Origin of the sequence: uncultured Helicobacter sp. (assembly GCF_937893305.1) — a bacterium.
GTDB lineage: Bacteria > Campylobacterota > Campylobacteria > Campylobacterales > Helicobacteraceae > Helicobacter_D.
Genome location: NZ_CALBGN010000015.1, coordinates 254929 through 268311 on the forward strand (window position 1 = coordinate 254929; position 13383 = coordinate 268311).

Consider the following 13383-nt stretch of genomic DNA (forward strand, 5'->3'; position numbering starts at 1 on the left):
TCTTTCTTTAAACTTTACTAACTAGTCTAATACTAGATAAAAATCCTTACCTAAAAAGAAAATTTTACCCATTTTATTCTCTTCTTTAACAACTAAAATCTTTGTTTGTGCGTTTAAGAAATTCTCTGTCATCATTGTTTCGTGTGTCATTGCTTCTTTATCACACATTTTACGTGTCATTCCTGCATTATCCACTTTTAAGATTCCATCTTTTAAGCTATATGCGCCAAAGAAGTTATTGCAACCAAAACTTCCATTAATCATTCCTTTTTCAAAACGCACATTATAATTATGTTCTGCATCGCTTTTTAGAGGAGTTACAGCGTGTTTATAACTATATGCACTAATCTTCCACTCGTTTTTAGATTCTAAAACCTTATTATAATCCGTATCATCACAATTTCTAGCAGTATTTGTGCCTTCATTGTAGCATTTTACAGATTGTGGATTGTTTGGAACAATATTGTATTTCTCTTGCGAGTTTGCACATCCATTTATCATCAAAGCCCCCATTACCACAAAAAAGATTCCAAGTTTTGTTAAGTTTTTCATTTTATCTCCTAAATTTTAGTTTAAACGCACAATATTAACTTTTGCATTTGAGCGTAGTTTTTCAAAATACTCATAAATCACATAATTTTCTTTGTGTTGCATAATTTTTTGTAATGCAATGTTTTTAGCACTTTCATAAGGCAAAAGCACAGGATTATGCTTTTCTTTAATTAGAAATGCTACATAATCGTCTCCAATAGGAAAAATTGGAGTGAATCCACCTACTTTCCCTTGCGCAAAAGACAGCACAATTTGTGGATTAAGTGCTGAAGTTTGCAGTACCTCATTCTCTTTTTTTACATTTGGTGCAACAGATTTTCCACCACTTTGCACAACGCGCTCAATTGCTGCACTATCTTTGCTATAAAACTTTACAACATCAATGCTTTGTGGAATTAAAAACTCTCTTTGATTTGCATTGTAATATTCACGCACTTCCTTATCATCTACCATTCTTAAACTCTCTTGCGTAATGCTTTGATAAAGCTTGCGTTTTAAAACTTCTTTTTCAATATCTTCTTTATAAGCCTGCCAACTTCCGCCATTTCCTTCTATATATTTACGCACTTTTTCAGGGGTCGTCTTGTTTTGCTTGGCGATTCTTTGGATTTCATCTTCAATTTCTAAATCATTAACAATAAGCTTGCGCTTTTTAATCTCTTCTTCGTGCAAACGCTCATTAATTAATCGATCTACTGCAGCATCTTGTGAGATTTTCTCTCTTTGCTGCATTTTGTAAAGCTCAATCAAAGTAACAGGATCTCCATTAACAAAAAAAGCAATTCCACTTACCAATGAAGGTGCTGCGAATCCAACAGACACGCTAAAAGCCACACTAGCAATTAAAATTTTCCATTTATGTTGAAACATTAATAAAGTCCTAAAAATCAAAATTTAGCGCCATTGTATCAAAAACTCTTTTGCATTTTTCTAAATTGCTTCAAATCTTTTTAGAATTTCTTTTAAATAACACTCAAAAGCCTTAAAACTCTCTATATCTAACCTTTCTTTTATAGAGTGCGGATTAAGGATAGTTGGACCAATAGAAACAAAGCTGATTTTAGGGTATTTTTGTTTTAAGATTCCACATTCTAGCCCTGCGTGAATCTCCTTTAGTTTCACATTTGCACCAAATTTTTTATAAATCTCCCACACTTTTTGTATAAAAGCATTATCTTCTCTCTCCCAAGGAGCATAATACTCTTGCACTTCTACGCTAAAGCCAAGTTTTTCTAGTTTTTCTTTTTCTTTTTGTAAATGCTCTTGCATTAAAGATTCCACATTTCCCCTACCCATAGCAATCAAACTAAAAATGGCGAAATGTTGCTTTATATTTTGTCTTAAGATTCCAATATTACTTGATAAAATTGGCATATTCTCACGCATTACAAGCGCACCATTTTCTATTTCCAAAATCGCATCAAGCAAAGGCTTTATCTCACAATAATGCGTTTTAGATTCCGACTTTTCCACATAAAAATCTTTCAAACTCTCAAAGATTTTCTCACATTTTTGCAAATTCTCTTTTGGAATTGCCACGCAAAGTTCTGCTCCAACTGGAATTGAATTGCGTTTTTCTCCACCATTAAGTTCTATAATAAACGCTCCATTATCCATCAAAGTTTTTGCAAGTTTTGCACACTCAAGAATCGCATTTGGGATCTTTTTATGAATCATAATCCCACTATGCCCACCACTAAAGCCTTGAGATTTTAAAGTGTAAAACTCACAATTTTGTGGGAGTTTTAAAAGCGGGATTTCAATTTTAGATTCCAAATCATAACCCCCAGCACAGCCACAAACCACTTCATTAATCTCTTCGCTATCGCAATTTAACATAAATTCCGCTTGTAAATTTAAAGCAATATGGTTTGCTCCTATCATTCCAATTTCTTCATCATTTGTAAAAAGACATTCAAGGTTCTCACAATCCCTTAAAGCAATCAAAGCACAAGCCACAGCAATCCCATTATCTGCCCCAAGAGAAGAATCCTTTGCTTGTAAATACAGCTTTTCATCTTCTTTAATAAACTCTGGTTCCACACTAAAATGCGCATTTTTTGATACATACACCATATCATAATGCCCTTGCAAGCATAGTTTTGGCTTACCTTTAATACAGTGAATATTTCCACTTGTATCACATTGCACACTTGCTCCACATTGATGCGCGTATTGAACAATCCACTCTTTTAACAATTTAGTATCACTACTAGCGTGTGGGATTTTACAAATTTGTAAAAACAACTCTAGACTTTCTGAAATTTGCATTTTAGATTCCATTATTTTTCCTTTTTAGAATACTCTACAATTTTTCCGTGAAAACGTGCATAAAGCAAACTAAGCGGGATCTCAAATCCATACATTTTACACACTTTATCATAATTTTCTACCAAACCTTGCATTAGCCACTCTTGCATTGCTTCATAAGAGTCCAACTCATAATCAAATCCTTTAAGCAAGCGATAAGTATAAGTATCCGCTACCATCACTTCACGCCCTAAAGCATAGTTTAAAATCGCATCAGCACTTTCAAATCCGATTCCTTTTTGATTTAATAACCACTCCCTATCCACATTTTCACAAAAGTTATAATAATCTCCAAAATCCTCTAAAAGATTCCAACATAGCATTTGCAAACGCGCTGCTTTTTGACGAAAGAACCCGACATTTTTAAGCATTTCCTCTAAATGTTTCAAAGGTAATTTTGCTAGAATCTCCGCACTTAAAACTTCTTTACTCTTTAAAATATTTAGTGCAATTTCCACTTGCTCCCAACGCGTATTTTGTACCAAAATCGCACCTACAATTACTTCAAAACTTAACGCATTGGGCCACCACCAATATTTTGGATTCTTACAATCCAAATCTAATTCTAACTTCAATTCTAGCTTAGGCAACAATTCCTTACTTTTTAAAAATTCCAAAAGCGTGAAACTATCCACAATCACTCTTACAAGCCTTTAACTTAAAAATTATCCATAATTTTAGCAACTTTTTAAAGGATTAAAGCATATAATTTCAAATCTCAAATTCAAAGGATTTCTATGCAGGATTTTAAAACTATTCCTTTAGGACAAAGGATTCCAGCAGTTGGCTATGCAGTGAAAAATAAAGATTCTAAATTTGAAAAATTTTCTTTCACGCGCCATTGTATGGGAGAAAAGGATATTGTAATTGAAATTTTATTTGCAGGGATCTGTCATAGTGATATTCATTCAGCCCGCAGTGAGTGGCATGCAGGGATTTACCCAATGGTTCCAGGACACGAAATTGCAGGAAGAGTTGTTGCAGTAGGTAGCGAGGTGAGTAAATTTAAAGTCGGCGATTATGCTGGTGTTGGCTGTATGGTAAATAGCTGTGGAGAGTGTGAAGCGTGCAAAAGAAGTCAAGAGCAGTTTTGTCAAAAGTGCATCTTTACTTATAATTGTCAAGATTGCTTTCACAATAATGAGCCAACTTATGGAGGATATTCTAATAATATTGTAGTTAATGAACATTTTGCAGTGTGCGTGCCGCAAAATGCCCCTTTGGATAAGGTAGCACCCTTACTTTGTGCTGGGATTACAACTTATTCTCCCCTTAAGTTTAGTGGCGTAAAAAAAGGAGATAAAGTTGCTGTTGCAGGGTTTGGAGGACTTGGAGTAATGGCGGTAAAATATGCTTTAACAATGGGTGCTGAAGTTTATGTTTTTGCACGCAATAAAAACAAAGAAAAAGAAGCATTAGAATTAGGTGTAACGCAACTTTTTGATTGCACACACAATATAAAAGAACGCTTTAATCTTATTATTTCTACGATTCCAACTTCTTATGATCCTATGGATTATATTAATCTCTTAAAATTTGGTGGAGAGCTTGCTATTGTAGGTCTTCCACCAAGTGAAGTTAGTCCCAAGATTGATATTACAAACCTAGTTCTTAGTGCAGGACGCAAAGTCTATGGCTCTCTTATTGGCGGCATACAAGAAACACAAGAAATGCTAGATTATTCTTTAAAGCATAAAATCTATCCAGAAACTGAAATCATTTGCGCTAATGAAATTGATAAAGCCTATGCAAACTTAACAAGCGGTAAGGCAAAATTCCGTTATGTCATTGATATGCAAACATTATAAGAGAGGGCAAGTTATGAAAAGCGGTATTTTTGATCTTATTGAAAATTGGGAAAATAACGAAACTCTAGCAATTGCTAATGCACTAGAATTAGTAGAATATGCAGATTCTCTAGGTTTTGATGAAGCTTGGCTTGGAGAACATCACTTTAATAGTTTCACACTTTGTTCAGCACCCATTGCATTAATTAGTCACGCACTAGCACGCACAAAACACATTAGAGTTGGATCTGCGGCAATTTTATTACCACATTATCATCCCATTAAACTTGCAGAAGAGATTGCCACACTAGATTTACTTAGCAAAGGACGATTTTTGTTTGGATTTGCGCGTGGGGCTTTTCCAATTTTTGATATTGCTATGGGGCATAATGCAGCAAATAATCGCAAAATTATGCTAGAAAATGCAGAAATTATTCATAATTTACTCTTTAAAGATCAAGTGAATTTTGAAGGTGAGTTTTTTGAGATTAATAATGTTTCAATCCGCCCACACCCTAAGGGATTAATCCCATTTTTTGTAGCAAGCTTAGATGAACAAACACTAAAAGATTCCGCAAAACGTGGCTATAATCTCTTAGGCGCTTTCACACTTGAAGTAAAAAAAGCAAAAGAATTTTACGAACTCTTTATGCAAAATGGTGCAACAAAATCTTTTGAGTTTGCTCTAACGCGCGCGATTTACATAGATGAAGACAGAAGCAAGGCACAAGAACAAGCGCAAATTGGAGCAGATATTTTTTCTCAATGTATGTTGCGCGCCAATGAGTCAAATCCAACCTTTGAAGCCATCATTAAAACAACAGATTATGAAGAATTTAGAGCAGAATTTTTCAGCAAAGATAAAATCTTAGAAAATATGATTATTGGCACTCCACAAGATTGTTTAGAGCAAATTTTAGAACTTAAAAAACAAGTGCCAATCACAACACTTTTACTAAAACTTCTTTCATCTAAACTTGAAGACTCTAAAAAGATTCTTAGACTTTACAAAGAACATATTATTCCATATCTTTAATGCAAAAATTACAAGACGCTCTTCTTAATTGGTATCAAAAAAATGGACGCCACTCTCTCCCGTGGCGCAATAAAGAGATTCCAAACCGTGCTTATGCGGTGCTAATTAGCGAGATAATGCTTCAACAAACACGAGTGAAAGTTGTATTAGAAAACTACTTTTTCCCATTTTTAGAAAAATTCCCCACATTAAAAGCTCTAAGCACAGCTAAAGAAGAGGAGATTTTACGTGCTTGGCAGGGATTAGGCTACTATACGCGCGCTAGAAATTTACAAAAACTCTCACAACTTTGTGCTAACACAGGACTTCCAAAAGAAGTTAAAGATCTCATCAAACTCCCGGGGATTGGACCTTACACTGCTGGAGCTGTGGCTTGCTTTGGTTATGATTTAAATGTGAGTTTTGTAGATTCCAACATCAAACGCATTTTAACACGCATTTTTGCTCTAAAATCCCCAACGCAAAAACAACTAGAACAACAAGCAAAAGCTATTTTAAATCCACAAGATGCCTTTAATCATAATCAAGCTTTATTGGATTTAGGCGCATTAATCTGTAAAGCAAAAGCACCAAAATGTGAAATTTGTCCCTTGCAAATGTTTTGCAAAGGCAAAGATGTGCTAGAACAACTCACAAAAAACATATCTAGACGCAACTTAAAAAAAACTCTTTTTTATGCAATTCTTCTTAAAGACTCTAAAATCGCACTTGTTAAAAGCACACAAAAACTCTATTTTGGACTCTACAACTTCCCAGAAATCTCCAAAAAAGATTCCACAAATCTCCAAAATATTGGAATCTTAAAACATTCTTACACTAAATACAATCTAAGTATTCATTGCTATCTAGCCACACAATATTGTGCTAAAAACTTAGAATTTTTCACCCCACAAGAACTCACTACTATCCCCCTATCCGCACTTGCATTAAAAATTCTAGCACTTTTAAAAGCAAAAGGTTTTTTTAGATATCAACTTTCAAAAGTAACTACACAATCATAAAATCAATATTACTTGGGATTTTTGGAAGCAAAAGAAGTGTTTTGTAGAAGCGCAAGCTCTTCTTTAGTGAAGCCAGCTTGTAATCTTGCGTGTGTGTTAAGTTCTGCATTTGCTTTAGGAAAGGAGAAATGATAGCGCTTTAAAATTTCTATATAAGTGCTAGGGCGCGCATTTATCGGAATCTTTTGAATTGCACAAACATAATTAAACCATACATTGCCTTTGCTAACATGGCTAATTTCATCGTGCAAAATCATTTCTAAAACTTCTAAAAGCACATTTTTAATTTTATGTGTGCTACTGCTAACTTTTGCACATAAAAAAGGATTTACATCTAAGCCAACAGCCTCCATTCCACGCGGAATCAAAGCAATTCTATCTAACAAAACATTGCAAGTTTTCATTGCATCAAAAAGCAAGCTATGCACACCAAAATCTCCATACTTAAAGCCTAGGGTTTGCAAAAGATTTTCTAAGGCTAAAAAATGTTTCACTTCTTCGCTTGCAACTTCTAACCAGTCTTTATAGTATTCTTTAGGTAGCCCCCTAAAACGATAGGCGCAATCTAGTGCTAAGTCAATGGCGGAAAATTCAATATGTGCAATAGAGTGTAACAAATGGGCAGCGTTTAAATCTGTTTTTAGGTATTTTCCTTGAGGGACTTTTTTAGGAGGGAGAATTTGACAAAAATTGGCAAAAGTTGGAATCCCTAAAGAAATAGTTGCAGAATAATCCAAGTTGAAATGTGTAAAATTCTCCCAGATTTCTTGCACAAGAGTGCATTTTTCTTGCGCAGTTTTAGCATTTAGTGCCAAGAAAATGTTATCAAATAAATTTTTAGATTCCATATTTTAGCCTTTTAGATTCTACATTTTGATAATTGTAATAGAATCTGTTTTAAGAGTCAAAAGTTTTATTTGTTACTAAAAGAAACATAAATAAACTTGTATTTAGTTGTTAATAAAATGCGTTAAAACAGGATTTTTCAAGGTTTGTTGAGTGATTTTTACACAATTTTATAAGTTTTGCTAAAAAATTTTTAGCGTTTCTTATTGCAAAAGAGATTTTTTAGTGTGGATTTTTTAGAATTTATATGAAATAAATTATTTAGGAGGCAGTATGCTTGAGATTAGATGGCATAGCCGTGCAGGGCAAGGCGCAGTAACCGGAGCAAAAGGTTTAGCGGATGTGATTGCTGGCACAGGCAAAGAAGTGCAAGCATTTGCATTTTATGGTTCAGCAAAAAGAGGTGCAGCGATGACTGCATATAATAGAATTGATGATAATCCAATCTTAAATCACGAAAAGTTTATGAATCCGGATTATATTTTGGTGATTGATCCAGGCTTAGTGTATATTACAGATATTTGTGCAAATGCAAAAGAAACAACGAAATATATTATTACAACACATTTAAGCAAAAAAGAGTTTTTAGAAAGTAAGCCTGAACTTAAAGATAAAGAAGTTTATATCCTAGACTGTATTGGATTGTCTTTAGAAGCTTTTGGTAAGTCAATCCCAAATGCACCGATGCTTGGGGCTTTTTTGAAAATTTCAGGTGCATTAGAGCTAGATTTTTTCTTGGAATCTTTTAAGAAAGTATTAGGGAAAAAACTTCCACAAAAAATCATTGACGCAAATATGGAAGTCATTAAAAAAGCCTATAACGCAGTAAAATAAAAGGAGTAATACAATGGAATATAAGGGATGGAATGAATTTGAAGCAGGATCAGTGTTGTTTCCTTTTAACAAAAAAGGAAATGAAATGGTAGAACAACACGCGGATTCTAGGGAGTATAGAGAGGATAGCTCTTACACCGCAAGCGTAGCGCATTGGCGTGTTGAAAAACCTGTATTTAATCAAGATCATTGTATTAATTGCTATTTTTGTTGGGTGTATTGTCCAGATTCTTCAATTTTAGTTAGAGAAGAAAAAATGAGTGGTGTAGATTATGTGCATTGTAAGGGCTGTGGTGTGTGTGTTGAAGTTTGTCCTACAAATCCAAAATCCTTGTTAATGTTTAATGATTATGAAACAAATGAAGTGGCTCTTGCAAAATGGCCTGCAAAAGAAAGTAAAAAAAAGGATTGATAATGGCAGAAGTTTATGAATTACAAGAAGTAGAAGTTTGGGATGGAAATATGGCGGCAAGCCACGCAATGCGTCAAGCTCAAATTGATGTGGTTTCTGCCTATCCCATTACACCATCAACGCCAATTGTGCAAAATTATGCAACCTTTCTTGCTAATGGTTATATTGATGGCGAGTTTGTAATGGTGGAATCTGAACACGCCGCAATGAGTGGCTGTGTCGGAGCTGCAGCAGCAGGAGGGCGTGTAGCAACTGCAACAAGCTCACAAGGATTTGCATTAATGGTAGAAGTGCTTTATCAAGCATCTGGAATGCGCTTGCCTATCGTGTTAAATGTTGTAAATCGCGCACTTGCGAGTCCATTAAATGTTAATGGAGATCACTCTGATATGTATTTAGGGCGTGATGCAGGTTGGGTTAATCTCTGCACTTATAATCCACAAGAAGCGTATGATTTTAATCTAATGGCTTTTAAAATCGCAGAAGATTATGAAGTGAGATTGCCTGTAATGGTGCATCAAGATGGTTTTATTTGTTCGCATACCGCACAAAGCGTGCGTCCATTAAGTGATGAAGTGGCTTATAAATTTATTGGAGATTATAAACCAAAAAATGCAATGTTAGATTTTGAGCGTCCAGCAACTTATGGTTCTCAAACTGAAGAAGATTGGCATTTTGAGCATAAAGCACAACTTCATCACGCAATTATGCAATCAATGCCAGTGATTGAACGCACATTTGAAGAGTTTGAAAAATTGACAGGACGTAAATATAATGTTGTGGAAACTTACGATTTAGAAGATGCAGAAGTTGCGATCGTAGCTCTTGGAACAACTGTGGAATCAGCGCGTGTGGCAGTAAAAGAAGCAAGAAAAAATGGAATCAAGGCTGGTGTTGTAAGTATTCGTGTGCTTAGACCTTTTCCTTACAAGGAGTTTTGTGCTGTTTTGCAAGGCGTGAAAGCTGTTGCGTTTTTGGATAGAAGTTTGCCAGCAGGCGCTATGGGAATGCTCTTTAATGAAGGTGTTGCGGCACTTTATGGCGGAGTAAATAAACCGGTAGTGAGCAATTATATTTACGGGCTTGGTGGAAGAGATTTGACGCAAAATCATTTGCAAGAAATCATTAAAGAATTACAAGATAATGCAAAGGCTGGGAAGCTAACACATCAAGCACAGCAGTTTATTGGGCTTAGAGGTCCAAAACTTGGATTTAATTAAGGAGTGCTAAATGAGTGAAATTAAAAATTTAAAACAATATTCAAGAGCAAGTGAGCGTTTTGAAGGAGCGCATCTTTTGTGTCCGGGCTGTGCGCATGGAATGATTGTGCGTGAAGTGCTAAATGCAACAGATCATCCTTTGTTAGTAGCAACTTCTACGGGTTGTTTAGAAGTTAGCACGGCTGTGTATCCTTATACCTCTTGGGATGTGCCTTGGATTCATATTGGATTTGAAAATAGCTCTACAGCAATTGCTGGAGCAGAGGCAATGTATAAGGCACTCAAAAGAAAAAATAAGCTTTATAGCGACAAAGAACCCAAGTTTGTGGCTTTTGGTGGCGATGGTTCTACTTATGATATTGGATTTCAATTTATTAGTGGTTGTTTTGAGAGAGGACACGATTTTACTTATGTGTGTTTAGATAATGAAGTGTATGCGAATACAGGAGGACAAAGAAGTGGTTCAACTCCACTTGGTGCTTCTACAACAACTACACCTGCTGGACGCGTGAGTTATGGAAAAAAAGATAGAAAAAAAGATTTGCTCTTTATTATGGCAGCACACGGCGCACCTTATGTTGCGCAAGTTGCTCCTAATAAATGGAAAGATATGAGCAAAAAAATTAGAACTGCTATTGAAACAGAAGGTCCTACATTTATTAATGCCTTAAGTGCCTGCACGACAGAGTGGAGATTTCCTGCAAATGAAACTGTTGAAATGAGTGATTTAGCGGTGGATTCCTTAGTGTTTCCACTTTTTGAAATCATTAATGGTAGAGAGTTAAGAATTACTTATCGCCCTAAAAATGTTGTTCCTGTAAGAGATTATTTAGGGGCTCAAGCTAGATTTAAGCATTTATTTAAACCAGAAAATGAATATTTAATTGCAGAGTGGCAAAAGCGTGTTGATGAATATTGGGAGTATTTACAAAGACGCGAAGAGGCAAAAGTTTAAGAATAAACCACAATAAACCCTGAAGTTTATAGCTTTAGGGTTTATATATTGTAAAATTCTTTCTAATTGTAAGTGGTTGTTTTGCTTTATCTTTCATATTTTAAATGTGTAAATTCTCTTTTTATTCTTTACCTTCGATGAAATCATACAAATCCATTCAGCTTATCACATCACTAAATTTTGCGATTCTAACCTTGTCATCTCCTTTATTCACGCGGATTTTAAGCTTAGAAAAAAGCTTATCTTCGTGGTTTAAAACCCATCGCCATTGCTATCAAAGTTAAAGAAATTTCCAAGTTTGCCCACTTCTCCAAGCCCTAAAGAATTGTTATTGTTAAATATATCCAAAAAATCTCCCCATCCCCAATAGCAGTTTTTAATTTGATTGATTTGCCTAATGCGTTGATTTGGATAGGATTTGATAGAGTAATTCCTCATTGTTACTTTGAGATTTAACAAAGAGATATTGATTTTACATGCTATACAATACATTATAAAGTTTTACAAATTTTTGCATTTTTAGGTAAATTCACCTCATCTGCACCACATTAATCAAATCCAAAAAAGCGCAAAAATGCCATAAAAAACTTTTCTAAATATTCTTCACTTTTAAGATTCTTTGATTGTAGCATTAAATCGGAATTTTGAAAAAAACTTAAAAATTAGTAAAAGATTCCATATAAGGAATCCTTTTAAAAGTTAAACTTAAAATGTGAAAATCTATCATTTAAGGCTTCACAAATTAATTCTTTTGCATTTTTTAATATTCTACGCATTATCTAGTCGTTTTATCAGTGATTGCACATTTAAATGATTCCATTGTTCTCCACTTTCCATATCTTTTAGAGAATAAGTTTGTTTCTCTTGCTCCTCACTTCCAAGCACAATTACATATTTATATCCTTTTGCATTTGCATAGGCGAAAGATTTTTTGGGTTTAACAATCTCAGGATAAACTTCAATCTTTAACCCTAAAGTGCGCAGATTTTGTGCAGCAGTGTAGCCATATTCTAAAGAATCTAGCGCGATTAATAGTGCATTTGCAACATTAGTGTTACCTTTGATTAAATGCAGTTCTTCTAGTCCTGCTAATAATCTATCCAATCCTATGCTTGCTCCAACACCACTTAAAGAATCTTTAGAGAAATTTTGCGTAAGATTGTCATAACGCCCACCAGAGCAGACAGAGCCAAGTTTAGGCAATTTATCAAGGGTAGTTTCATAAACAATGCCTGTATAATAGCCAAGTCCGCGTGCAATTGAGAGATTGATTTTATAAAATTTTGCCGGAATTAGTGGTTCTAAAATTTTACAAAGCGCATTTAATTCATCAATTCCGCTTTTTAATGTGAGATTTAATGCTTTAAAGGATTCTAATTCTTCTAAGAGTTCTAACGCACTTCCTTTTTGAGTTTTTGCAATAAAATCTAAAAGCATATTAATAGAATCTAAACTAAGCGGAGTTTTGTCTTTAAGCTCTTGACAAACGCTTTCTTTGCCAATTTTGTCAATTTTATCAATGATTCTTAAAGCTTCAATAGTGTGTTCTTCTGCATTTAGAAATTCCATTAAGCCATTGAAGATTTTGCGATGATTGATGTGGATTGTAAAATCGTTAATTCCTAAATCAAAAAGACTTTGATAAATCACTTGTAAGATTTCAACATCTGCGCCAATGCTATCTGTGCCAATAAAATCAAAATCGCATTGTGTAAATTCTCTATAACGCCCTTTTTGCGCACGCTCTCCACGAAAAACATTACCAATACAATAGCGTTTAAAGGGAAGTCCAACTTCATTTTTATATTGCGCAATAAAGCGTGCTAATGGCACAGTCAAATCAAAACGCAACGCAACTTCTCTTTCTCCGTGATCAAAAAAATGATACATTTCTTTTTGAATTTCATCACTCCCTTGTTTTTTTAGGATTTCAGCATATTCTAAATGTGGCGTTTCAATTGGGGCAAATCCGAACTTTTCAAAGGATTCTACAATGCATTTTAGCATTTTTGATTTTGCATAAGCTTCTTTTGGAAGTCTATCTTTAAAACCACTTAAGGTGCGCGGTGTGATCATATTTACTCCATTGCGTTATTTGTTTAGGTTAAAAGAAAAAATCTTAACAAAAATATTCTAAATCTTTGTAGAATTTATACTTAATTTAGTATTTTTTAGGTAAAATCACAACTTTTATATTTACTTTATACAAAGGCAAAACAATGAGAAAAGGAATCCATCCTGAATATGTTCCCTGCAAGGTAACTTGCGTTACAAGTGGCAAAGAGATTGAAGTGATGAGTGTAAAGCCAGAGCTTAGAATTGATATTTCATCATTCTGCCACCCATTTTACACAGGTTCAGATAAAGTTGTTGATACAGCAGGAAGAGTTGAGAAGTTTAAACAAAGATATAATCTCAAATAATTAAACT

15 protein-coding genes are annotated in these 13383 nt (G+C 34.5%); 8 read left to right on the forward strand and 7 right to left on the reverse strand.

Annotated features, from left to right (window positions below):
* Positions 1-21: 21 nt before the first annotated feature.
* Genes Q0358_RS04895 through Q0358_RS04910 form a run of 4 tightly spaced genes read right to left on the reverse strand, consistent with a single transcriptional unit; the run spans position 22 to position 3503 of the window.
* Positions 22-552, reverse strand: a complete 531-nt coding sequence (locus Q0358_RS04895) for an META domain-containing protein (RefSeq protein WP_299548064.1) — start codon at positions 550-552, stop codon at positions 22-24.
* 15 nt (positions 553-567) lie between these two features.
* Positions 568-1422, reverse strand: a complete 855-nt coding sequence (locus tag Q0358_RS04900; RefSeq protein WP_299548067.1) for a peptidyl-prolyl cis-trans isomerase — start codon at positions 1420-1422, stop codon at positions 568-570.
* A 60-nt stretch (positions 1423-1482) separates the two neighbouring features.
* Complete coding sequence (locus Q0358_RS04905) at positions 1483-2835, reverse strand: M20/M25/M40 family metallo-hydrolase (protein ID WP_299548070.1); 1353 nt, start codon at positions 2833-2835, stop codon at positions 1483-1485.
* On the reverse strand, positions 2835-3503 hold the full coding sequence (locus tag Q0358_RS04910; protein ID WP_299548073.1) for a 3-methyladenine DNA glycosylase: 669 nt from the start codon (positions 3501-3503) through the stop codon (positions 2835-2837). The genes Q0358_RS04905 and Q0358_RS04910 overlap by 1 nt, the downstream gene beginning before the upstream one ends.
* Before the next feature lie 96 nt (positions 3504-3599).
* Here Q0358_RS04910 and Q0358_RS04915 point away from each other — a divergent pair, with 96 nt between their 5' ends.
* From Q0358_RS04915 to mutY, 3 genes are read left to right on the forward strand one after another with little or no spacing between them, the layout of a single operon-like run.
* Positions 3600-4670 carry an NAD(P)-dependent alcohol dehydrogenase gene (locus Q0358_RS04915; protein ID WP_299548076.1) on the forward strand — a complete coding sequence of 357 codons (1071 nt, stop codon included), beginning with the start codon at positions 3600-3602 and terminating at the stop codon, positions 4668-4670.
* Between the two features lie 13 nt (positions 4671-4683).
* The gene (locus Q0358_RS04920; protein ID WP_299548079.1) at positions 4684-5685 is read left to right on the forward strand and encodes an LLM class flavin-dependent oxidoreductase; all 1002 of its coding nucleotides are present in this window, start codon (positions 4684-4686) and stop codon (positions 5683-5685) included.
* Positions 5685-6686 (forward strand): A/G-specific adenine glycosylase, encoded by a 1002-nt coding sequence (gene mutY, locus Q0358_RS04925; protein WP_299548082.1) that lies wholly within the window; start codon positions 5685-5687, stop codon positions 6684-6686. The genes Q0358_RS04920 and mutY overlap by 1 nt, the downstream gene beginning before the upstream one ends.
* A gap of 8 nt (positions 6687-6694) precedes the next feature.
* Here mutY and Q0358_RS04930 read toward each other — a convergent pair whose 3' ends face one another.
* Positions 6695-7534 carry a ferritin-like domain-containing protein gene (locus Q0358_RS04930; protein WP_299548085.1) on the reverse strand — a complete coding sequence of 280 codons (840 nt, stop codon included), beginning with the start codon at positions 7532-7534 and terminating at the stop codon, positions 6695-6697.
* 271 nt (positions 7535-7805) lie between these two features.
* On the opposite strand from Q0358_RS04930, the gene Q0358_RS04935 reads away from it, so the two are divergent.
* The 4 genes from Q0358_RS04935 to Q0358_RS04950 are packed head-to-tail and all read left to right on the forward strand — an operon-like array spanning position 7806 to position 10953.
* The gene (locus Q0358_RS04935) at positions 7806-8366 is read left to right on the forward strand and encodes a pyruvate flavodoxin oxidoreductase subunit gamma (protein WP_299548087.1); all 561 of its coding nucleotides are present in this window, start codon (positions 7806-7808) and stop codon (positions 8364-8366) included.
* Positions 8367-8379: 13 nt separating this feature from the next.
* A complete protein-coding gene (locus Q0358_RS04940; protein WP_299548091.1) occupies positions 8380-8778 on the forward strand; it encodes a 4Fe-4S dicluster-binding protein in 399 nt (132 codons plus the stop codon).
* Between the two features lie 2 nt (positions 8779-8780).
* Positions 8781-9998 (forward strand): 2-oxoacid:ferredoxin oxidoreductase subunit alpha, encoded by a 1218-nt coding sequence (locus tag Q0358_RS04945; protein WP_299548094.1) that lies wholly within the window; start codon positions 8781-8783, stop codon positions 9996-9998.
* 10 nt (positions 9999-10008) lie between these two features.
* A complete protein-coding gene (locus Q0358_RS04950; protein ID WP_299548097.1) occupies positions 10009-10953 on the forward strand; it encodes a thiamine pyrophosphate-dependent enzyme in 945 nt (314 codons plus the stop codon).
* A 252-nt stretch (positions 10954-11205) separates the two neighbouring features.
* Here the strand turns inward: Q0358_RS04950 and Q0358_RS04955 are convergent, their stop codons facing one another.
* Positions 11206-11391: a hypothetical protein gene (locus Q0358_RS04955; RefSeq protein WP_299548101.1), complete on the reverse strand. Its 186-nt coding sequence runs from the start codon at positions 11389-11391 to the stop codon at positions 11206-11208.
* Positions 11392-11721: 330 nt separating this feature from the next.
* Complete coding sequence (gene hisS, locus Q0358_RS04960) at positions 11722-13029, reverse strand: histidine--tRNA ligase (protein WP_299548104.1); 1308 nt, start codon at positions 13027-13029, stop codon at positions 11722-11724.
* 143 nt (positions 13030-13172) lie between these two features.
* Here hisS and rpmE point away from each other — a divergent pair, with 143 nt between their 5' ends.
* Complete coding sequence (gene rpmE, locus Q0358_RS04965) at positions 13173-13376, forward strand: 50S ribosomal protein L31 (protein WP_101313137.1); 204 nt, start codon at positions 13173-13175, stop codon at positions 13374-13376.
* Positions 13377-13383: the final 7 nt, after the last annotated feature.